Annotated in this window: 13 protein-coding genes; 9 read left to right on the top strand and 4 right to left on the bottom strand. The window is 55.1% G+C overall.

All coding sequences use genetic code 11. The features are described 5' to 3' along the window. Positions 1 to 433: 433 nt before the first annotated feature. The 3 genes from SALLO_RS0114025 to SALLO_RS0114015 form a co-directional block, all read right to left on the bottom strand. A complete protein-coding gene (locus SALLO_RS0114025) occupies positions 434 to 1,471 on the bottom strand; it encodes a helix-turn-helix domain-containing protein (protein ID WP_022836931.1) in 1,038 nt (345 codons plus the stop codon). Further along, positions 1,455 to 2,054, bottom strand: a complete 600-nt coding sequence (locus SALLO_RS18560) for a DUF6036 family nucleotidyltransferase (protein WP_157621532.1) — start codon at positions 2,052 to 2,054, stop codon at positions 1,455 to 1,457. Before SALLO_RS18560 ends, SALLO_RS0114025 begins: the two co-directional genes overlap by 17 nt. Before the next feature lie 2,229 nt (positions 2,055 to 4,283). Continuing rightward, on the bottom strand, positions 4,284 to 4,775 hold the full coding sequence (locus tag SALLO_RS0114015; protein WP_022836929.1) for a hypothetical protein: 492 nt from the start codon (positions 4,773 to 4,775) through the stop codon (positions 4,284 to 4,286). A 386-nt stretch (positions 4,776 to 5,161) separates the two neighbouring features. On the opposite strand from SALLO_RS0114015, the gene SALLO_RS0114010 reads away from it, so the two are divergent. Next, positions 5,162 to 5,935 (top strand): hypothetical protein, encoded by a 774-nt coding sequence (locus tag SALLO_RS0114010; RefSeq protein ID WP_022836928.1) that lies wholly within the window; start codon positions 5,162 to 5,164, stop codon positions 5,933 to 5,935. Between the two features lie 1,051 nt (positions 5,936 to 6,986). On the opposite strand, the gene SALLO_RS0114005 is transcribed toward SALLO_RS0114010, so the two are convergent. After that, positions 6,987 to 8,606, bottom strand: coding sequence for a hypothetical protein (locus SALLO_RS0114005; RefSeq protein ID WP_022836927.1), 1,620 nt, complete (start codon positions 8,604 to 8,606; stop codon positions 6,987 to 6,989). Between the two features lie 1,401 nt (positions 8,607 to 10,007). Between SALLO_RS0114005 and SALLO_RS0114000 the strand changes: the two genes are divergently transcribed. The 8 genes from SALLO_RS0114000 to SALLO_RS0113965 form a co-directional block, all read left to right on the top strand. Beyond that, positions 10,008 to 11,486 (top strand): hypothetical protein, encoded by a 1,479-nt coding sequence (locus tag SALLO_RS0114000; RefSeq protein WP_022836926.1) that lies wholly within the window; start codon positions 10,008 to 10,010, stop codon positions 11,484 to 11,486. Between the two features lie 209 nt (positions 11,487 to 11,695). After that, positions 11,696 to 11,884, top strand: a complete 189-nt coding sequence (locus SALLO_RS18555) for a hypothetical protein (protein ID WP_028567288.1) — start codon at positions 11,696 to 11,698, stop codon at positions 11,882 to 11,884. A gap of 6 nt (positions 11,885 to 11,890) precedes the next feature. Further along, the gene (locus SALLO_RS18020) at positions 11,891 to 12,091 is read left to right on the top strand and encodes a hypothetical protein (RefSeq protein WP_028567287.1); all 201 of its coding nucleotides are present in this window, start codon (positions 11,891 to 11,893) and stop codon (positions 12,089 to 12,091) included. 151 nt (positions 12,092 to 12,242) lie between these two features. Then, positions 12,243 to 13,052, top strand: a complete 810-nt coding sequence (locus tag SALLO_RS18325) for a BrxA family protein (protein WP_084696349.1) — start codon at positions 12,243 to 12,245, stop codon at positions 13,050 to 13,052. An 84-nt stretch (positions 13,053 to 13,136) separates the two neighbouring features. Beyond that, entirely contained in the window at positions 13,137 to 16,880 is a 3,744-nt protein-coding gene (locus tag SALLO_RS0113980; protein WP_040606398.1) for a hypothetical protein, read from the top strand. Beyond that, on the top strand, positions 16,877 to 17,482 hold the full coding sequence (locus SALLO_RS0113975) for a BREX protein BrxB domain-containing protein (protein WP_022836923.1): 606 nt from the start codon (positions 16,877 to 16,879) through the stop codon (positions 17,480 to 17,482). The genes SALLO_RS0113980 and SALLO_RS0113975 overlap by 4 nt, the downstream gene beginning before the upstream one ends. 58 nt (positions 17,483 to 17,540) lie before the next feature. Continuing rightward, positions 17,541 to 20,894 carry a hypothetical protein gene (locus SALLO_RS0113970; protein ID WP_157621530.1) on the top strand — a complete coding sequence of 1,118 codons (3,354 nt, stop codon included), beginning with the start codon at positions 17,541 to 17,543 and terminating at the stop codon, positions 20,892 to 20,894. 166 nt (positions 20,895 to 21,060) lie between these two features. Continuing rightward, on the top strand, positions 21,061 to 23,043 hold a 1,983-nt coding region (locus SALLO_RS0113965; protein ID WP_028567286.1), incomplete at its 3' end, for an Eco57I restriction-modification methylase domain-containing protein.

The following is a 23,043-nucleotide window of genomic DNA, read 5'->3' as shown; positions in this document are numbered from 1 at the left end:
GACTCTTTGCCTGTCAGAAAAGAGCAGTTTGTAGAAGTTATCTTATGCAACATCCTAGGCCTGGTGGTGATGCAAACTTACCAAAGTCAGATCCTGGCGAATGAAGAGCACACGCTCAGGTTGAACACGCGAAGCTTGGCAACTCAATTTTCATTACCCGTGCTATTGGCAATAATTTGAGTGTAAGCCGTCGTTCAATGATTGGTTTTCATGCAATAGGAAGGGGTATTCAGTGACATTCGATGAGGCGTCTTCGTCGAGGGCATCCGCATCCATATACGTTCCGTGTGTCTTTACTACCACTCGTCTTCAGTTCTAGACGCGACGCTTGCTGCATTAGGCGGCGTTTGGCATGTGACAGAGCAGCAGGTAACGAACGGGAGATGCTCTGCCAAGTCCTCTTGTGGTGTTCTATCGATGCTCTAGAGATGCTCTACGGATGCGCCGAAAGCCACTGCACGACGCGGCGTAGCGTATCTGCAAAACCCTCCAGGTACGCTGGGCCGCGATAGGATTTCGGGGAAGGCACGCGAATCTGGTTGTTCTCCAAGGCTGCACGGTGACGCCCGAATACGTCGCGGGCGCTGGAACTGCGCAGGTAATCGCTTGCCGCTGCAGTGTCGCGTATCCACTGGTCGGCGTCGGCCAAAAAGGCAAAAAGCCCGGCCCAGTACCTCCAGACAGGAGCCTCATCGGCTGCAGAAGACGTGTTAGCGGCAGAAGATACGCCGGGGGGCGACTGCGGCCCATTCAAAATGGGAGCCCACTGGTCGAATACGGCGACGTACTCTGCCACTGCACCAGTGGTCTTCTGGATAAATCCCGCATCGCACAAGTCCTTGAGCGCATTTGCGACTGTCGCCCGTGAGTAGTGGGTGGCATCGGCAATCGCTCGCGTGCGGGCTGATCGCTCTTCAATTCCCAAGAGGTAGGCGAGCACGTCTGCCTTGGCACTGATCCCGAACCCCGCCCGCAGGCGCAAGACGAGAGCAGGCAGAAGATCCAGGCGGGGACGGTCGCTTCCTTTGCCCGGCCGGGGACCTGTGCCGCGTAGCGATTCCTTACTTTTATCGGTCGGGCTTGGCGCGTCGCTGCCTGCGTGCCGTTTCCACCGGTTGTCGCCCGCAGCGACCGCCCACGTGGCAAAGTCCGAGAGCCGCGTTTCGGTCACAGATGGAAAATGCTGGAGTAGCGTCTTTGTACGCTGAACGCTTAAGAGGTGCGCCCCGACCTGCGCCCACCAATACGCGAAGTCGCGAAGCCGCCGCTCTTGTGGCTCCAGGTATAGCGTAAACAAAAGAAGCGCCTCGGGATCGATGATCGACCGTCGCGGCTTAGAGGAGGCTCCCACGGCATGCGCGCCGAGGCAAGCCCACTGTCCCCATACCGCCTGAATGATGGCATCACGAAGTGCAGCCTCGTCGAACGATGCCTTGGAACCGTCGCGGGATGGATTAGGCGTGTTGGACATGGCGGATGACAGCGTCGATCATAGAAGCGAATTCTGGTGATGCGTCTTGGCTGCGCACCCATTCAGCAGCACGGTGAAGCTCGTCTGGGGTTGGCTCCAGCGCTACGAGGTCTTGCACGTGAACGCTTTCGGGTCCTTGATCGACGGACGCAAAGAGCTTCAGTGCGATGAGCGTACGGCGCCCCACAAGGCCAACGCGGAGCCCCCCGTAGGTCCGCCACGAAATGTCTTCTTTCAGCCCCGGCGGAAGTCCAAGATCCCATTGCGGACCGATGGCCGTGTTCATCCAGTCGGAAGGCAGTCCATAATCACGCGCCACGGTTTGGATCGCCCGTCTTAGCGGAGGAGGCAGTGGGTCCGGAGGCGTGAGCGTTTCTTCGCCCGATGAGTCGGGTCCCGATGGGTCAGGCGTTGCAGCGGCAATCACGTCCACATCACTAGTTGTGCGCTTCACGAGACCTAAGAGACTCAAACTAGCTCCGCCCACGACGACAATCCCCATGCGTTCACCTTCTGCCTCCAAAAGGTCGCCAACGGCTGTCAGAAGGTCTTCCAGTTGCTCCGGTCCGAATGCACTGCCCATAAGCATGCTAGATTATTTGACGTTTTCCGACAGATAATCTAACAAAAGACGCTCGGGTTTGCAAACGAGGTTGAAAATCCCCAGACCCCTATTCGAGCGGCTAACCAGTACATTGGGCTATGCCGCATGAAGATAAAGTCGAGCTTAGAACCTGTATTCAAAAGGAAACGAGTCAGTTTTGCGGAGTCAATCCCGAAATTTCTTCCTCCAATGCGCAGCTATTAAGCTGTAACGCGCAGCGAAAAGTTGAAAAAACAGCACAGTGGAGGAAGTGTCGCTATAAATTAAAATAAATATAATGTTGGCAGCAATGTTGTGTTATAGCAAAGCGATATAGTGTAGATCCAAAGTTTTTAACTGATTGGTTCAATTCCACTGTAGTCACAAGTAGCGCAGCGTCTAACTACATGCCCACCATCGAGTGAAGTGATTTTATGGAGTGTTTGATTGTTGCAGTTAGGACACTTATTTCCCTTGCCCTTTCCTACATCTTTGATCGGCTGTCGCCACGACCAGCCTACGTAGTTACAATTTGAGCATTTTCGGTAGCTTCCCTCATCATGGTAAGATTGTCTATTACAGTGAGGACAACATTTTCCTTTAGCCATGAGACTGAATGTGTTTTATCTTTGAGAGTGGTGCTTCCTCAGTTCTATCAGAAATTGACCTGATAGTTTTGGAGTTTTTTATAGGATGGATATTCACCTGAACTAGGTACCAGAAAAGGGTTGCGTTGATCCCGGCTGCCCGTACGACTCCACACGACGAAGTTTCCATCCGTTCATGCTGTCACTTCCGGCCGAGAGAAACGAGCCGCCCTGCGATAAGCGAGCAGAAACGGCGCTTGCCTAAGGTCAGTGCAACCGTTACAGTTAAACAGAGCGCCCGTCGTGTCTCGCGCGAGACAAACGAAAACGAGACCCTATTACCAGATGAGCATCTGCATCCGAAGGGCTGGAAAAGTTTCGAAGATCGGCAGCAGAGGCACTACCTCTCGAATTCAACTCCAGCCCTTCGTTGGCAGCAGTGCTGTGCTATGGAGCGCTGCCACTGGGATTTCAACGGCTTAAGGTAGCCAATTTACTTCCACTCCGGACCGGGCTCAAGCACAACTGTAATGCGTGACTCACGTCTCTTGGTGAGAATATGAGACACAGCGAATACTTCAAGATGCCACTGATACCGTCCATTTCAAGGCATGGTTATGCAGATCTAACCCTCTAGAGCATGTTGTCCTCAAAATGGTCATCATCTTCAAACCCGAGTAGGTCATTGCTGCTCTCATAACCTATACACTCTTTATATCGGTATCCATCTTCATCTTCATAAATGGCAAATATGTGAGTACCTCGGAAGTCATATTCTGTCCATTCTTCTACGATAGTGTCTGATCCACTTTTGGGCATGAGTCTTCGGCACTTTGTGTAATTTTTATCGACGGCAGTATAAAAAAGACGACCTTAATATTGTTCCGAGTTATCGTATTTTATCAGCTTAATTTCGGATTATTGAATCGATATAAGAGCAATAGAATCAAAATGTTTCACCAATAGATCTGATTTTGTCTATGGATACTTGAGCTCAGGCCCAAAAATAAATATTTATGAGATTAACTAAGTGTACGCACGCCACTCAAAAAATATATGAGCAACATAAATTTGGCATTCCATAGTCTGCTATTTAGTCAGACAGTAAAGAGAAAATAGAATCTCACACTAGCAACATAGTCGGAAAGAAAAGCGTAATTTAAGTCAGTGAAGCACCCATTCAAGCTCCACTCGATTGAGGACAATGCTCTTAACTCACACTAAAAGTCCCATCGCGAGACAGATCAAGTACGTAAAATATCAATTGCGCTGGTTTTACAGATACAATTTTTTCAATTATAGGCATCAATCCGCTCTTATATCGTACCCGTTCGTGGCAAATTGTGAAGCACTTGAAATGTATATCGGCTACAGATTAAAATGTAAGCTCAATATAATGTAATAGGTGCGAGAGGGCAATCTAAGGGGAAGGGGTGCAAAACTTTGCACCCCCCACTATTTGTCCCATACCCTTGTTTTAATAAAAAATAATTTTCATTACAAAAATAAAGGTAACAAAGTAAAGCTTTTTATATGTATAATGGATCCTGCCAATCTATCAATTGTTTTGCAACATTGGTTGTCTCGCAAGCAAAAAAAGAGAAGCTGCTGTGAGCAGCCTCCCTTCATCGCGAAGCAGGACTTAGTCCTCAGTAGATTCTGACCGAATCGCCCCGATGCTGGCAAGATCGTTTAGGATATCCTCAGCATTCAGGATCTGTCCTCCAGAAGCGCGCTCGACATAAATATCGGGCGGTCCGTGTAGCCCTACGCCGATCCCGAAGAGCAACATCGCTTTCCGGACTGCAGAAAGGCAGGCTTCGAGGGGGTCGATGGCACGGGCCATTCCGTCGCGATGGGCTGTACCGATGGTCAGTCTGCAACGATAGATGTTTTCAGTCTCGTGAGAAAAACTGAGGCTCCAGTTCTCTGGTCCAAGAACAGTATTGAACCGATCAAAGAGTGCGAACTCGTCAATGACCGGTCGGCATAGGCCACGGCCGACGCTGCTGTCAATTTGCATATCACGAAAGACGACATCGTCCCTTTTGAAGGGCGCTTGCAGGAGCTTCCAAACACCGGGGGGCAACAGGTCGTCGTCAATCTGGTGCTGATTCTTATTTTGAGAGTCCATGCGGCTGTGTGACTGGTAAACGGAAGTAAGCAGTTGCCACAGCACCCAGGCAAGAGGGATATATCCATGAACAAGAGGAGTCGACGAACGAGAGCCGCCGACGTCTCACATGCTTTCACCATCGCGTGCCTGTAGGCGTGAGGCTGGCACTGCTATTGTGCACAGAAAGCCGCGGAAATTGCAGGCATGACAGTAGCTACTCCATTCGGGCTGGGGCCTTACGCTGAAGAAAGGATCTGAAGAGGACATGGGCGGCTTCAGGCGGACGTCGCCGCAAGGTTTGGCAAGGTGCTGCAAAGTGCTGGGCACGCCGGAAGACCGACAACAACGACAGCATCCTTGATAAGCTCGATGAGTGTTCCGAGCGCCGTTTTGTAAATGAGGTTATGGGCCTGCCCTTCGAATCGGGGGACCTACCCATCACTGAGAAGGACATCCGCGCGTGTTGCGACGCCTACAGGCTCCCACGTACCGAGAATGAGGAGATCGCCATAGCGAAGGAGCATAGGTCCAATTTGGTGTTCGGCGGCTTAGACTGGGCCATGAGCAGCGATGAGTCCACCTCGTCCTACACCAAGATGGGAATCTTCGCCTACTACAACGGAAAACTGAAGCTCATACACGCTGAACAGTTCTCGGGGACTATTGGGACAGACCCGGATTTGCGGCTCAGGCGCATCGTGGAGCTCATTGAGCGCTATAACGTCACCGTGCTGGGTTGTGACTACGGCATGGGCTACAACGAGAATCAGCGCCTGAAGAAAGTCTACCCCAACCGGGTCATCACATTTCACTACTACGGGAGCTCAACAGGCACGGTGCGCACGAAGTACGACCCGCAAGGCGAAAAGTACGCACTCCCCAAAACGCCCAGCATCAATGAGTTTATTCGCGACCTAAAGGCGCGGCGGTTTGTTTTTCCGGAGTGGTCTGACGAGCGCGCGAAGCAGCACCTCCAGGATTACATGCGCGTCACCAGGGAGGTAAACGACAAGACTCGTACGATCCAGTTTCAAAAGACGGGCACGGATGACTTTTTGCAGGTGAGCAACTACGCAAACATGGCCCGGCGCATGTACTTCGGTGGGGAGATGGTTGAAGATGCACCGGGCAAGGCGGCGGCCAGCGGGTGGCATGACGATGGAATCTATGGCTTATAATGCTTAGCCTGATAAAAATCAACCCCCTCAAAAATTGTTAGGTGTTTCTTCATCAAGTTGTTAACAATTCCTTTGCAGAAAGTGCGCTCAACAGAATTAAAGGCAGGCGGCATCTTCCGAATGCAATTAATTCCGAAAAATCGCCACTGTAATACTGCTGCGCTGGGGGAATTTACCTAACAAAGGATAGAATAGAGGTAAGCATAGAGGTAAAGGGATAAGAGTATAAGAGTAGAGGTATAGAGGTAACCCTAAGGAGTAAGGGTACAGAGGTGTATAAAATCTAACCGCGATTTCCGATTTGATTTTTGAGCCGCCCCTGCCTCCAGCCTGCTCTTTTTTTGATTACTGAAGGGCAGCCCCCACCTTGGGTATGGTGATGGGCAACAGAGGCTACTCCTCGCCCCCCCTCAGCGTTTTACTTTTTGATCTTCCCTGCCTTTGATGTTTTGTGCTGTGTCTCGCGCGAGACACGGACGCAAGGCAAAGGGCTTTGTATTAACCGCCTCAGACCACGTGGAACGCGCCACGTACGCAATCGACGATCTCATCAGCGTCCTCGCCAGACAAAGCACTACGTAAGGCTTCAGGCGCGTTCTTCTCGGCCGGCGCTGCATGCAAGTCCCCTGGCAGAAGGCTGAGCAAGCCGCGTTCACCCCGTAGTCTATTTTGCGCACTTCGTGCTTTGCAAGCCTCGCGTTGGCGGCCGCGGCAGCGTAAGGCTCCTACTTAAGGCTGGCAGGAGGTCTGGCGCTTAGCAACCGACGCTGTGTCTTCGCAAACAGCATATAGTGAAAAGACCTCCGGCGCGCAGCTGAGCTATCCAAAACGAGCCAGCCTCCTGAAGGGTGCTCAGAGGCTCCAGGCGCTTCTGTAAATCTTGCGAAGGGTTGTCCGTGGGTTTCGCATGCAAAGCGCTTGAGGGGCCCACGGGAGCTTCTGTGGGCCCGAGGGGCTCTTGAAGCTGCTTCGGTGTGTGTGAATCGATCCCTTCTTCAAGCCTTGCAGGTGGCCTGCTGTTTATATCGGCGCTAGACAAAAGCCACGATTATCAAAGAAGGTTGTCTAGAGCAAAGTCTACCAACTCGAAGTGACCAAAATCATCAACCAGTGCGTTGGGTGGGGCTACATCCATTGTTTCAAGGTGCTCGGCCCACTCAACATCCATTAACTCTTCAGGTTGATTGGCATCGTATTGTGCTTCTAGTTTTTCCTCGTCACCTGATTCGAGTGCTTTTTGAAAATTACCAAGTCGAAAGCTTGGCACACTCGCAGCCCCCTTTGCTGTTTTGAGCGCGTTTGTCATCAAGTCTTTCTTTTCTTCTACAGCGCGCCGGATATCTGCGCCTGTGCTGCCCATCAAGGAGAGTGGTGAAGAATCCGAATCCGTTTGTTCAAGGTTTTGACTTAACGCTGCCTCATTGTCTCCATCATTGTTTTGGGTGTCCTTGGTTGCCTTCCATGAATTTGACATACTGCCCTTCAATCCCCCAATCCAACTTCCTTGCGTTAGCTTTTGGGAGGTGTCTTTTTCGGCCGACTTCTTTTTAGCCGCGCTCTCTTCGGGTTGGTTATCTTTTGACCGGTCGTTCTTCGAAGGGCTACTTTCTTCAGAGGGGCTGCTCGGGTTGGGAGGGGACGGTTCCTCGCTCTCTCCCAGCGCTTCGGTCGCCAAGTTTTCAGTTGCCTCTTCTTTACCGAAGGTCTTGGCGAAGGGTATGTCTTCGAACCACTGGGTTGATTGCTCTTCTGTCTCACGCGAGACTGCCTCAGGCTTAGTTTCGTCCGCGTCATTCTCCGCCTTTGTGTCTTGCGAGGCATCCCATTTGTCTATCCACTGCCGAGGATTCAGCGCAAGGTTGTTCGAAAGGGCCGTGTTCTCCGGCAGCATACTTCTCGGACTGAATTCCGTCAACCTGATCAGCTCGTCGCGCACAGCATCTCCGCCTGCAATCGCTAGCGCACCGATCTCGCTTGCGATGCTACTGGGGTAAAGCTTCTGAGCCATCTGCGCAATGAGAGGATTAATTCCCAATTGTACTCTCATCTCATCGTCTTCCAGCATGAGGCGCCGTACGATAATAACATCGCCAAACAAAGCACCTCTGCCAATCCAGGGGATTTCCACTGGCGTGAATGCAGGGTGGTTGTTGAACAGCTCTTCGTTAAAGGCCAAGGTCCAGCGATCTCCATCGAGATAAAACCCCTGGGCATCCAGGTACTCCTTCACCTTACCATCGACAATGCGTTCTGCTAGTTTGTCGATAAGGCACTTCCCAATGTAGTTTATAGCGAGAGACGCCCCAGGCGCAATCAGGCCAACAGAAAGCAGCCGCGGTGTCCATCGCAGCGCCTTCGCACCAAAGCTCGCAGCTTTCACGCTCATTTTAGGAGATGGCTCGAACGCGAGATACTTGGTCTCTCCGTTTAGGTCTGCGCCACGTAGAGCGAAACTGTTTGCCCATTGGTAGCGCATTCCTGAGGTGCTTACCTCGGCATTTATGATGCTGTGCTGGTCGCGAAACCGAATGTCTAGTTGCTGAAGCGCTTCCTGCTGCGACGTTGCGATACGGCTTTTGATGTACTCTGCCGATATCGAGACAACCCCCTTGTGCAGATCTTCGCTTTGGCGAATGATGTAGAGGGCTTCCTTCAGTGAAACGAGCGTCATATGTTGAGTAGCCTTTTCGCGGACAGGTGTCCACGTGGATTAGGGGGTAAGCGATTTGAGAGCAGTCCGGTGCCTTACAGGTATCCGAATTAAAAAGAGGATTCAGATGATGCGCAGGTAATAAAACAAACGGATTCGTCTACCGCAAGAGACACTCCTGATGTTCACCGGGACCGTTGGACCGTCTGTCATATTTGGCGTTTGATGCGACGCTATCTTTTGCAACGCTGCGTCTCGCAATGAGACAGATTTGCAACCTAGGTGCTGGGGGGCTCAGCCCGTGAGTGCTTGGCGGGACAGTTTAAGATAGTTTAGTCACCAATCGGTGTATTCCCAATCCTGCAATATCAGGATGCCGTTTCCAAATCTCGCGAGTGGGACTCCTTGTCTCGCCGGCGAGACATTTCGCACTGTGGGAACTCTTTGTCACTGAATCTAAGCAGTCCCCATACCCCGCAAGTATCCTTCTGCGTCAGTTCAGGGCAGAATTATAAGCCATAAGAGAAAAGGCTTGTAAGAAATAGCAGCGTGCATAATGGGGGCTTCCGTTCCATCCTATCTTGCTGTCTGCTCTTCTATCTTCTTTTTTTTCTGTTAATAATATATAATGCTAATACAGTAGTAAAGACTAGTAAGTGTATCAGTATTATAATAAGAACATAGTATAAGTAAGTACAATAACAACAAAGCCCTGTAAAATCGGGCCATCATATTTAATTGACCAATCGCTCCTTGAGGGCTGTCGGCGCACCTTCCGTTTTTGCATTTCCAGTTTTCCCCTTATGCTGCCTGTTGTGCGCCCTCGCCACCTGCTTTAGACGTGTGCTTGTTAAGCACACACTTCGTTCGGTCCACTCGTTCGGTCCACACGAAAGGCTTTTTTTGGTGCTATGGGCTGCTCGCTCTAAGTTAGGTCTTGGATACGATTCGTTTGGCACTTACGCCCAAGTCCGCACCTAAAGGACAGCGACAAAGGGCCTGATGGCCAGCACGATTGGTATCCCAATCACTCACCCCGAAAAAAGCCTCTAGCATAATATGGATAGTAACATGGATTACTGCGACTCAGAGAGAAGAATTATCCAGAGCACAAAGGGCATTCCGGTAAAGCACAGAACAAAAGATATCCCATTAGGAAAGCCCATACCAAAAGCGGCAACTGGGCTGAAGGAAGATGCAAGCGAGTCCTCTGTAGATTTAGCGTCCTCCTGCACGGCAAGTAACAAAAGAAAGGGAGAAAGCAGTGTAAAAAGGGAAAGATGCATATCGGGGGCTCCGCCAAAACGAAGCTCTCCTCTGAGGTTTGAATCTCTCGTTACGCCTGAGCTGTGGGCAGCGCTTAGGGATCATCTCCCAAGTCCTATTTTCTCAAGCGAATTCTCACGCTTAGCTATCATATGTATGCGGCTTTATTCCGCGATTGACCCCCGAGGCGAGGGTGAATTCATTTGCTTTGGAGAGCAAGAAGCCGCCCTGGTGCTTGGTGATCTCACCTTGGCAAAACACCACAAAACCAGAGTCCAGGAGCGTCTAGCGGAAATAGAGAAACATATCCCCATGGAGATTGAACCAGCTGCACCTAAGCGAAATAAGACGCTAATCAAGAACCTCAAATTGGCTCCAGATCTCGAAACAGCCTTCGATAAAGAGAAAATACGTGCTCTGAAAATGGACGACGCTGATCTGATCGATGCTCGAACCGGTCGGCGATTAGGCAAAAGTGGCTTGGCAAAGAAGCGCCAAGAGAAGAAAGCAAAAGCGTCAGAAAGCGATTCTGCGCGAACGCACGACATTGAGGATATTCACTCGTTCAAGCGTCAACTTAACGATCTGAGCCCAAATCGATTTACGAAGCGGATTAAACGAACTGTAAATAAGGTAGGGCGCCATTGCCTGGAAAGTAGAAAAAGTGGCCATAAAGCGTGTTCAGGGGTGCCGGAGCATGTAGTTCAAGTACTGGAGCACACCCAGCGGCATCCCGTGCCCCTGTATAAGGCAACGGACCGAACCCTTCGCCTATCACCGTTCGGCCTCTCGCTTGCGCAATTGCCCAAAGCGTGGCGTCGTCATCTTTTCGAGGATTGCTTGGAGATCGATGCCGACTCGATACAGCTTGCACTTGCAGCAGCTTTATGGGATTTGCCTACGTTGCAAGGAATCTTGTCAACGTGCACCGCCTCTGAGCAGACGTGGTGGGACGTGCTGCATGATTATCTTGAACAGGCGTTCCCGCAAGCTGATCTAGGTAACAATCGGGCGCCTACCAAGGCGATCTGCAAGACAATGACCTACTCAATGGTTTTCGGAATGTCGGAGAGGAACCTTCGCAGGCTGACAATAACAAGGGGGTCGAAGGCTGGAAAGGCAAGGTTTAAAAGCTTACGAACCGATGTGCGCAAGCACTTTGGCGTAGAGAACGTGGAAACTGTCACCAATCGGATACTTGCCCATCCTGCCTTTCAGGAGTTGCTCAAAGCTCGGAAAGAGCTGTTTCGCGCCATCAGACGCGACCGCGGCATCAGAGATGGATTCGGACGCTGGATCCCCCTGCGGACTCAAAACGCGGACGAGCCCAGGAACGTGAGTTCGATGCTTTCCGATTACATGCAGGCTGCCGAGATGATGGCCATGCTCCCTGTTGGCAAAGAGGCGCTCGGCAACAGCACTATGCTGCTCTACCTCTGGCAGCACGACGGAATTACCGTTCGTCCGAAGAAAACGGATCGGCCGAGTCGTTATCGAAAAACCCTTACCACGCTTCAAAGCGCCTTTCAAAAGGGGCTTAAGGACGTCGAGGATGCCTTTGGGTGTAAAACATCAATTCAGACGCAACTCTCGGTCGATTATTGCCCGTCTGCTGTCAGCGACGCGTTCGGCTAGGCTGCCGACTTTGAGGGAGCTGCGCCACTGAAAGGTGGGATTATGTCTCGCGCGAGACATGGCGAGGGAGAGGACGCAGTGGTGGGCAAGTTAGAGGCCTCTGCTGGAGTAAGCCCGCAAGGAGCGGGCCGGAGTGGGTGTGCTCTACTTGCTGAGCGAACCGCTGGGCGCGCGGCGCGAGGTACTTCTGGAGCCCAGGCAAGACCGCCTTGCCTGGGCGTACCCACCTCGCCGAGACGGTGTATCCGGAGGCCGAGCGGATTACGCTGGTGCAGGACAACCTGTCGCCGCACAAGCTCTTGGTGCTCTACGAGGTCTTTGCCCCTGAGCGGGCACGCGCGATTACCTGGTGCCTCGACATCGTAAACACGCCCCGGCATGGCAGTTGGCTCGCGTAGAAATTTATGGGGATAGCCGAAATCGAACTGAGTCTTCTCGTGCGGCAGGGGCTTTCCGAGCGGGTGCCGAACCTACAGACCCTCAAGGCCGAGAGCACGGCCTGGACTGCAACACAGACGACGAATCAGCACGGAGTGGACTGGCAGTTTGCCACCGGCGATGCCCGTGTGAAGCTGAAGCGCCTCTACCCGACATACATCCCGTGACGAAGCACTACTCAATGAACGGATACACCTGAGATCAAATGCACCACCGGTAGCGCTTTGGTTTCCTCGGTGCACAATCTGCGTCGAACAACAAAACGGCTCGAAGGTAAACAGAAATGTTTCATATCAACTTTGATCGCCACTCTCCCGGATGGCTGGTTCTGACGAGCAAAACACCCTTCTGCGTAGCGCTGCGCCCGCTGTAGACGACGTTTCCGTGTCGCTGACGGAAGCAGGGCTTCTTACGAAGAGAACCGCAGAGGTTGCAGCGCTCTATGCCAGGTATCGTAACTGGAGCGAAGTAAAGAGGCATTGGCACGACAACCGAGTCCACGAGCGGGGCTCGCGATCGAGTGCGCAAAAAATCTTCAGGATCATCAAGCGCCGCCTGCTTGCTGGGGCGTCAGTACTGCCCCCAGTTACACGTCTTGCAGAACTGGTCGATGAGTGCCCAACGGAGCAGGCTAAAGCACAGCTTTTCTACTTCTATCTCATTCAAGAAGACAACCTGTTTCGGTTTGTTCTTCATGAGCTTCTTCGTCGACAGGGCGTTGATCGAGCGGAATGGGACGTGTCGCCCAAAATAGTTCGGGAAGTGCTATCTTCGTTTCGATATGACAACGGCTCGGAAATTGAATATGCCGATTCGACGCTCCATCGTTGGGCACAGGGCTTTCGATCCGTTTTACGTGACATCGGAGTCCTCAAGAGGCCATACGATGATAAAGGAACCACCCCTACGATCGACTTTCCACCGTTGCACCTAGGGGCTCTCTATTCGTGGCGTACAAAGGGCCGAGCATGGCCCAGTCACCCCATCGGATGGATGTATCTGTTTCAGCCCCAATCTGCCAAGAACGTTTTGCTCGATCGTGTGCGCGCCAGCGATCGGTGGTCCGTGTCACAGCTGCGTGGTCAAGCTGTGTTAACGCCTGTTGGCACCCAAAACCAGGTCAAATAACGCCGCTTCAGCGTTTGATGCGTGGGGCAAGTGCTGAAGCCCCGTCCCATTCTCGTTGTCTAACCAACTCAATTGTTTGACGTAGTGGAACCAGAAGCACTGTTTCAACCCTTTTCGCAGGACTTTGAGGAGTCCATACGTGTTGACCGAGAACCCGCGGGAGATAGTGAGCAGGACAAAATCGGTCTCTTAAAGCGTTTCTACGTCACGGCATCTGCTGCATCCTATCTCGACGACATGCTCGCGAGGGTGTTGGGCGAGGCGCAGGGAGATCGAAAAGGCTCAAACCACTGGCTATACGGCTACTATGGAAGTGGAAAAAGTCACCTGCTCGCAGTCACCGGATGCCTTCTAGACTCTGCCTGGGTTGGTAAGGTCGGGCGAGAAAGAGTCTGGGCAGCTCTCAGTGAGGACGCTGACCACCTTGATAGGCTAAAATCACGGTGGATGCGGTGTTTAGATAATTATGTGCTACGTCCACTACTTATTAATCTGCTCAAAGAGCAAGGGCGAGAGGATCGAGGCTTCGGAAGCGTCATCCTGCGCCGCCTGTACGAAGAACAAGGATACTCGCCTCACCTCAAGATTGCTTTTTTTGAGCGTTGGTACCTGTCGCGCAACGGCCGTAACCGTGAGACGCTGGAGCAAGATGCTGCGCAAGTACTCAAGCGCGCGGACGTTGATCTTGGAGTCACTAGCACCTGGGATCGTGTAAAACGCTATCCGGTGCTTGCAGACGGCGTGATGCCCGAACTGTTTGCGCAAGAAACAGGTGTACGTGAGGGGCTCACTGACGTTATCGATCGCAATCTGGACGCGGAGGCTGTTGCCAAGCAGTTAGAACAGGCACGTGAGGCTATAGCGCAAGAAACGGGCCGCCCGGTGCGTCTTTTCTTGCTCTTGGATGAGATCACACTCTTCATTGGAACCCAATACGGACTCCTAACGGAACTGAATGCACTTGCTGAAGCCATTGATGATGAAGGGGCAGGGCGCATTTTAACCGTTGGTACTGCGCAAGAGGATCCTTCTCGCGTTCAGACGGATTATACAGCCCGGGAAGTAGATTTTAGCATCTTGGACGATCGGTTTCCGCATCAATACAGTCTTCCGTCGAGTCATGTGGGCGATATCGTCCAAAATCGCCTGCTTCGGAAGCGCGATGCGGGAAAGAAGGTGTTTGACGAAGCGTTGCGCACGGCCGCGCTCGATCCCGTAAATTCATTGGTCTACCGGGGCGTAAAGCAAAACACCGAACCTCGCCTCGACCACATGGACAGCCAAGAGGTCAGTGACTACCTTCCACTTCTGCCCTATCAGCCGCCGCTCTTCCTTGAAATTTTAGCTCGCCTGCGTGCACAGAACACCGATCGGGCCAAGTCTATCTTCTCTGGAACTGCACGCGCCGTGCTCGCCATCGTAAAAGGGCTATTAGAGCGCTGGGCTGCATCTTCGGAAGAGCAGGAATGGGGAAAAGACGCTGGCCTTAAGCGCGTAATATCGCTGGTCGATTTCTTTGAGGTCATTCGGCCGGAGCTTGAGGACACGATCAAGCAAGAAGTCAAGACAATTGATGAGGTTGAGAAGCAGGTAAAACAAGGCCACTTGCAGCCCATCGACGCGATGGTATGTAAAGTAGTCTTGCTGCTGCAGTACATCCCGGATATGATTCCGTTAGATGAGACGAAGAACGTTGCTGTCGCATTGATGGACAATCTCGATGGCGATACGCTCATGAACCGGACGAATGCTGTCGAAGAATCGCTCACGCGTCTTGGCAAATACATCCGAAGCGACGATGAGCATGACTCCTACCTCCGGTTCACCACGCAGGAGGAGCAGGTTGTGCTTGAGGAGGCTGAAAAGCGAGAAGCTGAGTTCGGAAAAGCGGAAGTAGCGCGCGAGTTGTCTGCACGGGTGGATGTGTTTGCGGAAGGCACAGACACCTCGTTATGGCATCAAGTCCTTAAGCAGCTCGATCTTCCTGCACGGGTCCCGTACATGGACGGTGAGGATACCTATGCAGTGAACTACACATTTGATGTTGATGGTCATGCTCTTGACGTTGCGTTTGCCGATGCAGAGGGGCTGAATGTAACGGTTCATGTCGAAGGGCTCATCTCAGATGAGGAACGCTCATCGGCGGATCATGCAAAGGCGTTCTTGTGGAAGATAAGAGCCGAGGGCCGGACTGCGTTATGGAACGACCTGAAGCGCTGGGCGGCGTTATCGGCCGCATGCCGTGAGCACTATGCACCGCCAGCGATCGAGCAACAGCTTCGGCAGGAGAGTCAACGATTGCCTTCACGAATTGCGGCCCGCATCAAGAACGGAGAACTGAAGGTTCGTTCTCACGAGCCGCGCACGGTTGCCCAAGGCGTCGAACAGTACGTTCGAGTGTCTTATCCGAGATCGTTTCACCCAGAAATGCTCCGGGTCGATCATGAGCGCCTACGCGAACTGAAGAGGGTTCGCCAGTCTGCGGAATTGCCAAGTTGGGCGCAAAAGATGGAAGTCGTGTGTGATGCTCAGGATGAGCTCAGGGGCAACATTGTCACGACCGTTCGAGGAATCATAGGAAGAAAGCTAAAGCGCATTGAGACGGTCAGCATAACGCAGGCGCTGGCTGAACTTCGCAAGAGAGAGGAGGCATACAGCGGAGTAGAGCCGGCCCTTGTGGCTATTCTTTGGGGGCTTTGCCAACAGGGCACATTTCAGTCCATCAGTGAAGATGGAGAGCCGCTGAACGCGGATCGACTCCTCAACCCCGACCGCTGGCACGAGATTCGACTGCGAATCGGACATGCCGAGTCGTTCCGGAAGCAGCTTGGTCCGTTTGTTGGACCCAACGATACGGCCAACGACGCGGTCGTTCAATTCCGGCACTTTCTGGTTGAGCAGCGTCAAAAGACCGATACGCTGCGTAAGCAGGTTGGCATTGTCGCTCAGAATGCAGCAACGAATCCTGTTTGCGACCTGCTGGAAGAATTTGGGAAGTGGCTCGACGAGATGTATAAAGCGCTGACTGAATGGCGTATCGAAACGCGACATCAGCAGCCACAGTGGGGGGAAATTGTTTCTGATGCCCTACAAGCAGAGCAGGAGATTAAGGAGGCCACGGCCCAGTGGGATACCCGAGAGCCGTACATCCTTCAGCTCGACGCCCTCTTAGTCCTCCAGTGTCAGTATGCACATGCGATCGGCGAACCTGTGCACCGTGCCCTTAGCAACCTGCAGGAGCAAGCACAGGCGGCGGCTGCAATCCAGTGGTGGACGAAGAAGGGATGGACGGAATACGTCGATACGCTTGTTAGTTACAACGAGGCGCTGTCTACACTCAAAACGTGGTGGCGCGAGACGGTGCAGGAAGAGCATAGAAAGCAACTGATGGACGATACCGCCGATCATCCCTGGCTGGTAAACCCCAATGCCCCGGCCCTCGCCCACATCGGGCAGACCTTTCGGCGACAGTATCTCGATGGCCCGCGCGCCTTTCGGCAATCGATGCGCCGAACAGAAGAAATCCTTGCACCGATGATGCGTGATGCACATGGCCTAGACACGGCAAAGGTCCGGCGCGCCTTAGGACGTTTGCAGGAGGGCATGGGGCCAAGCGTGCCCTCGGTGGAAGAAGCTGAAGCGTGCCTGCATGCGCTGCGCACCCTCGACGCGGTAACCGCGGGCGCAACGCCTTCGGATGTCGATAGCATTGGGATGTGGCCAGCAGATCGAAAGGAACTGACAGATCCACTTCGTAAGCTAGCCCATAAACGTAGCTTTGCTGTGGAAGAGCGCACGCACGCAGTCATCATTAGCACGAGCGAATGACAAAAACGCCTTTGCAAAAGTTTAAGGATCGGCTCGGTGACTTCGCCACCGGCACCAGGCGCGGCATCCGCAATCCGTTTGTCATCGTGCCGGTGGCGCCTGTCTGCGAGCAGAGGGCTGCCCAAGACCTTGCCCGATGGGCCCATAGCGATATGCCGCCAACCGAAGTGACGACAATCTATCTCGATCGGGTGATGGCCCAAACCGAAGTTGTCAAAACCCTGCTCAAGATCCCTGCATCGTTTTACGACAAGCGTTACGACAAGCGCGCGCCCGAGGAACGTACCGCACAAGAGGCGGACACGCTTCGCGACAATCTCGCTGTAGAGATGGTGCAATGCATCGTCGAGCGTTACAAGGATGCGTGTCGTGCGTCAGAGCATATAGTGTTGCTGCTCCACCTGGGCGCCTTGTATCCATTTGCACGCGCCTCCGAGCTGCTCGATGAAATGGATCGGCAGCGCGTGCAGGCGACCGTCGGCATTCCATTTCCTGGCAAGGTCATCGGTGGAAAGCTGAGCTTCTTCGGGGAGCGCGCCCAGCACTACTACCCGGCGCATCGCATTGAGGAGCGAATCACAACGGCCCACCTGCAGGCATAACTGTATCCTTTAGCGGCCTCCGCCCCGTTCCCCCACTCATTGTTTTGATACGAAGCGCATGTCTGACGCTCCTTCCCTGCGATCACTTTTTCTCCGCGACCCGACCCGCCCGCTGGAGGAAGTGCAAAAAGTTAATGCCACCGAAGAAGCGAAGCGCGATGTAGAGGAGTTCTGTGAGACGGATAGCGCGCGTCGCGTTCTAGAACGTCTCTCCGAAATCGTAGCGCGTGATGCACGTCTTCCAGATCCTCGGTTCCTCTATCTGCATGCGACGTTTGGGTCTGGAAAGACGCATCTCTTGAAGCTGATTGGCTACGCGACGGGGCAGGCTGAAATCCCGGACGCTGTCGTGAGCGAACTGAGTACGCGGTTCGAGGGCTTTCGGACGCTTCGTGCTGCGATGGACGGCGCGCCTGCTGATCGGTTCGTGCCGGTCTTCCTCAATCTTCTGAATCGTGACGCGTCGAAGGAGCCGCCAATCCCCATCCTTATCTACGAGGCGATTGGGCGTCGCCTAGGGTACCCAACGGACCCGCGGTGGCTCATCGAGTTTCTGCTTCGCCTTGAAGAAAAGTCACCTGGCGCGCGCGTCTGGACCCAGCTGGCGGAGTACGAGGGGCAGAACGGTACGCTGCTTAATGATGAGGGGCAAATTCTCGAAATGCGACGTGGCGACATTCGCACCTGGTTGTACCAGGCCGTCCCTGTCGTTATGAAATCTTTTGGTGTGGCCTGCACCCGAAGCGATGTTGAGCATTGGGTCGCGCAGGCTGAAGCAAACATTGCAGAAGAGACGTTTCGCCCCAAAGCCCTGCGCGACCGCATCAAGACCGTCCAAGACCTCCTGTCAGAGCGTAGCGGTCAGGCGACGGAGCTGCTGATCGGGCTCGACGAGATTGCGTTGTTCATTGGGGACGACCGCAGCCGATACGATGAGCTGCGAGCCACGATGCAGGTTCTGTTGGAGGACCCTAACCCCATCGTGTTGGGAACGGGACAGTGGGGGCTAAACGAGGTTCACAGCGACTTTGTGGGGACGCCCAACCCCAGTGCGTGGTACAGCCAGGAGGTCAAGCTGGAAGGCGCCGATACGGAGGTCATTGTACAAGCGCGCTGGCTGCAGAAGAAAGGAGACGTCAAGTCGCAGATCCGAGCGACCTTGCAGAGCATGCCAGCGCCTCCCAAATCACTGAATGGCAGCGTCTCGTCAGCAACAGATGCCGTAGCGGCCTATCCTTTTCGGCCGAGGGATCTGCACTACGTTCGCGAAGCAATGCAGTCGCTCCTGACGCGCGATCGGGTGGCGGCAACCGAGCATATCCAAGGGCGCGCGCTCCTGGTGCTCGTGCGTTCGCTCTTCGTGCGGCAGCACTGGGCCGATGCGCAGCACCTGGGGGCTGTCGTCCCATGGTCGGATATCTTTGAGGTGCTGCGCACTGAGACCAACCTCATTCCGATGTGGGCAGAAGAGCTGCTGAGCCGGCTCAAACCGGTTGCTCAAGCCGTCGAGTGCCCTGTAATGGAGGTTGCACAGACCGTCTTTCTACTAAACCGAATTGCGGCGGTCCCAGCTACTGCACCCGTCATCACGCACCTGCTTCTCCGAGACGTGGAGGCGCCCACCGAGAAGCTTCATGCTGCCGTCAGCGACGCGCTCAGCGTGCTACAGGACAAAAACTACGTCTTCAAGGATACGAGCGAACCTCCTGCCCAGTACCGCCTGCTCACCGAGGAGGAAGTGTCGCTGGCCGAAAAGATTGAAAGACGGGCCGATACCGTGTCGTACCCGCGCCTGCGATCGGTGCTGCTGGCGTGGATGACGGAATATTCGCCGCTTTTGGCGAGCGAGGGCAACCGCCGCGAGGTCAAAATCCGGGACGAGCGGGGCGTGCCGCTGACGGTGTACTACTCCGTGCTGCAGTCTATTCCCGACGCCTCCGATCATGCGGACACGGTAGCGTTGCGCGTGTTCGTGACGTCGGGCGCAGCCGATGAGGAGGTGGATGCCTGGCAGGCGACCAATGGGCGAAGCACGACGCTGGAAGACGGGCTTGTCGTCGTGAACTTGCCTTCCAACTTCGAGGAGCGCCTGCGGCGGTATGTGGCGACGGGCGACGTGCTGCGCAACGAGGCCCGTCATTTTACGGAGCTTCAGTCGGATCACGTGCGCGAAGAGCGCGAGCTGCGCAACCAACTGCGCGACGCGCTCGACCGGGCCCGTGTGATCGATGCCGAGAGCAAACAGAAGCGGGGGACCTTCGCCAACGGCCTGAAGGCGTTCATCGTGCAGGAGGTCGTGAAGCGGAAGTTTCCGAAGCGGCGCACGCTCTCGCAACCGCTGCAGCCCATCGACGACGGGCCCAAACTCGCTGCCTTTTTCCGCGGCGAAGCCAACTGGCCGCTGGCGGCGCAAGACGCCGACGTGCTCGGCGTAAGCCTCGACGAACGAGCGCTGCGCGACGATCCCGGCGCGTGGCCCCGGGCCTTTGAGGAGGCGGCGCAACAGGTGTCTAGCGGAACAATGCTCACGGGCGAGCAGGTCATAGGCATGATTGCATCACGCAGCGGGGCCTTCCGCGGAACGCCCGTAGAGGCGATGGGGGCGCTCCTGCTCGTCTTGGCTACCAAGCCGGCGCTGCAGCTCCGACGCGAAGGCACGCTGATCCGCGATCCGGCCGAGATGGGCCGCGTGGTGCGCACGAAAACGGAACTGCAGCACCTAACGATTCGGTTGGAGCCGCCCACCGACCGCGATGCCATCGAACGGCTGCGCACCGTGCATCGCCAGGTCACCAGGGCCACGACAACGCCCAACGATGCAGCTGAGATCGTGCAGGGGCTGGCTGAGTGGGCACAGCAGCACATCGGCGAGGTGCTGCAGGTGCATCAGTTCGTCGAGCAATCCTTCGATCGCGTCTCGGTTAAGACGCTCGTGCAGCGGCTGCAGGCGGCCAGCGCGGACCCGTCGTCGGTGACGGCCGACCCCTTCTCGGATCCGGACGTGCAGCGCGAAGCGCAGGCGTTCCAGCGCGCGTGGATGTTGACGCTGGGCGAGGCTTCTGCGCTGTGGACACGGTTTGTGGAGGCGCGGCGTGACCTGCGCAGCAAGACCACCTGGGCGCCCATCCTACAGCGGCTTGACGACGCGACGGCTGGCACCGAGGTGCCATCGCCTGCACGGCTGAAAGACCTCGCCGAACGGGCAGAAAATTTCCAACCGAGCGGAACGGTTGAAGAACATGATGCCGACACTCCCAAAACTACGGACACACCGGCGTCTACGTTTGACGACTTCTTTAACGCATTTGAGGCCCCCGACGACGATGAGACGCACGAACGACTGAAAGCACTGACCGAGCGCCTCGACCGCGAAGCACAGGGCCGCATTGTCGTCATTCAAGCGGGCGACTAACGCTGCTTAAAACCTCGCCGGCTGAGCACGCCCGCAAGCGTTTGCAGGGCCCGTTGCAACGGGCGGCTGTTGTTGGTCGCCGAAGGAACGAGTACCCGTTACGCAATTGAGCAAGCGGCTCCTACACGTACGCCTTAATCACCGTTCTCTAAACACTTGTATGGACATGGATCGCAGTACAGACGCACCAACTGGCATGCGGAAGGCGCAGCTCGATGAAGCCGAGCGCCGGCACTTGGAAGGCGTGGTGGGCCGGCTTCGGAAACGGGCAGAGGAGACCGTCGCCCACTGGATCAAGGCCGAGCTCAACCTGGCGAAGGAAGACGGGGACGTGGACGCGGTGGACCCGGACCTGTGGGACTTGCGCGAGCGGGTGCGGGCGGCCATCGAGCGCGAGCGGGCCGGCGGGCGGTCCTGGGCGAAGGCGCGCGACCTGTACATCAAGGGCGTGGGCTACACGCTCGTGAACCGCCTCGCCGCGCTCCGCTGCATGGAGGTGCGCGGCTTCGTGGACCGCAGCCCAACGCGCTTCCGGGAGGACGGCGTGACGCCGGCGGCGGACGTGATGATTGACGAGTACTTTCTGCCGCGGGAGGCCGGGATCTGGACGGCGTTTCTGGTGGCGTGCCGGGAGCGGAGCGAGGAGATCGAGCTGCTCTTTGACCTGACAGGCCCGTACAGCCTGCTCTACGGCGACCTCGCCGCGTGGGATGGCACGCCCGACGAGCTGGCGTGGACGGGCGCGCTGCAGGCAAGCCTCGTGGAACTCTTGCAGGACCTCGGCGCGCTGCTCGATGAGGTGGACGATGCCGTGTGGCGGGCCGATGATGTGCTGGGCTGGGTGTACGAGTATTACAACATGCCGGACCTCGACGCTGTGCGCAAGAAGGCGCGGGGGAAGGGTCTGGATCCGGAGGACGTGCCGGTTGCCAACCAGTTCTATACGCCACACTGGGTCGTGCGGATGCTGACCGACAACAGCCTCGGAAAGCTGTTTTTAGAGCACGAAGGCACGCTGCAAGAGACGATCCAGAACCAGGCCGCACGCTTCACACCTGAGGAGCGGAAGACCCGCGACGCGAGTGCGGCTGCGTCCGTCGAAGAGCTGTGTACGTACCTCGTGGCCACCGAGGAGGAGGGTGAGGCGACCGACTTCGAGCATCCCCGCGAGATCCGCGTGTTCGATCCGGCGTGCGGCAGCGGGCACTTTCTGCTCTACGCCTTCGATGTGCTGGAGCGCATCTGGTGGGCAATGGCGCCGGAGGTAGACCGCGCGGACGTTCCCACCAAGATCCTGCGGCACAACCTGTTTGGCGTGGACCTCGACCTGCGGGCGTGCCAGTTGGCGGCGTTTAATCTGTACCTGAAAGCCCGAGGTCGCGCTGAGGAGCACGAGGCGGACAACTTCGAAATGCCGCCCGTGGGCATTGTTTGTGCCGACGCGCACGTAGCCGACCTTGACCGGTCGCATCAGGTGTTCGATGAGGTGGCGGCTGGGGATGACGCGTTGCGCGATGCACTGGGCAGCATTCTCACGGCGTTCGAACAGGTGGAGGGCTTAGGGAGCCTGCTCGATGTGAAAGGCACGCTGGCCGAACTGGTGGATGAGGTTGATGGGCAACTGGACATCTTTGGGGATGCCGATGCGATTACGCTGCCTGAGTTGCTTGGCCGACTGCATGAGACCGTAGCCGAGCACACCAATGGCGCATCGTTTCGGGCAAAGGACCTGCGGAGCTTCTTGCGGCTACTTGTCATCCTCTCGCAAGATTACGACGTGGCCCTCATGAATCCGCCGTACGGCCGTGGCGGACGAATGCCGGATGCTGTGCAAGACTACGTGGAAGACCACTACGCGTACGGCACGCAGTACTATATCAACTTTTTCGAGCTGAACGAGCGACTGTCGAAATCGCATGGTCGTATCGGGATGCTGGTGCCGAAGTCGTTCATGTACAAAACGTCGTACAGCGCTTTCCGAGAGAATTTCGTGAGTGGCGAGGGCGCATTTGAGTTTCTGGCAGACTTCGGAAAGGGCATTTTGGATAAGGCCGCTGTGTCTACGGCCGGGACCATTGTGAATCTCAGCCAAGCGCAGGATCAAGAGGCTTCAGGCCGCTTCTTCCGGCTGCACGATGTGGAAAAGGAA

Source organism: Salisaeta longa DSM 21114 (assembly GCF_000419585.1).
Classification (GTDB): Bacteria; Bacteroidota; Rhodothermia; order Rhodothermales; family Salinibacteraceae; genus Salisaeta; species Salisaeta longa.
The sequence above is the reverse complement of the archived record's forward strand: the minus strand, read 5'-3'. Positions and strand labels throughout refer to the sequence as shown.

What these genes read in the sequence shown, in the direction of transcription:
- SALLO_RS0114010 (WP_022836928.1), top strand. Translation starts at nt 5,162, where the DNA reads ATGGGCCTGCCCTTCGAATCGGGGGACCTACCCATCACTGAGAAGGAC.
- SALLO_RS0114025 (WP_022836931.1), bottom strand. Translation starts at nt 1,471, where the DNA reads ATGTCCAACACGCCTAATCCATCCCGCGACGGTTCCAAGGCATCGTTC.
- SALLO_RS18020 (WP_028567287.1), top strand. Translation starts at nt 11,891, where the DNA reads ATGGGGATAGCCGAAATCGAACTGAGTCTTCTCGTGCGGCAGGGGCTT.
- SALLO_RS0114005 (WP_022836927.1), bottom strand. Translation starts at nt 8,606, where the DNA reads ATGACGCTCGTTTCACTGAAGGAAGCCCTCTACATCATTCGCCAAAGC.
- SALLO_RS0113975 (WP_022836923.1), top strand. Translation starts at nt 16,877, where the DNA reads ATGACAAAAACGCCTTTGCAAAAGTTTAAGGATCGGCTCGGTGACTTC.
- SALLO_RS18560 (WP_157621532.1), bottom strand. Translation starts at nt 2,054, where the DNA reads ATGGGCAGTGCATTCGGACCGGAGCAACTGGAAGACCTTCTGACAGCC.
- SALLO_RS0113970 (WP_157621530.1), top strand. Translation starts at nt 17,541, where the DNA reads ATGTCTGACGCTCCTTCCCTGCGATCACTTTTTCTCCGCGACCCGACC.
- SALLO_RS0114015 (WP_022836929.1), bottom strand. Translation starts at nt 4,775, where the DNA reads ATGGACTCTCAAAATAAGAATCAGCACCAGATTGACGACGACCTGTTG.
- SALLO_RS0114000 (WP_022836926.1), top strand. Translation starts at nt 10,008, where the DNA reads ATGCGGCTTTATTCCGCGATTGACCCCCGAGGCGAGGGTGAATTCATT.
- SALLO_RS18325 (WP_084696349.1), top strand. Translation starts at nt 12,243, where the DNA reads ATGGCTGGTTCTGACGAGCAAAACACCCTTCTGCGTAGCGCTGCGCCC.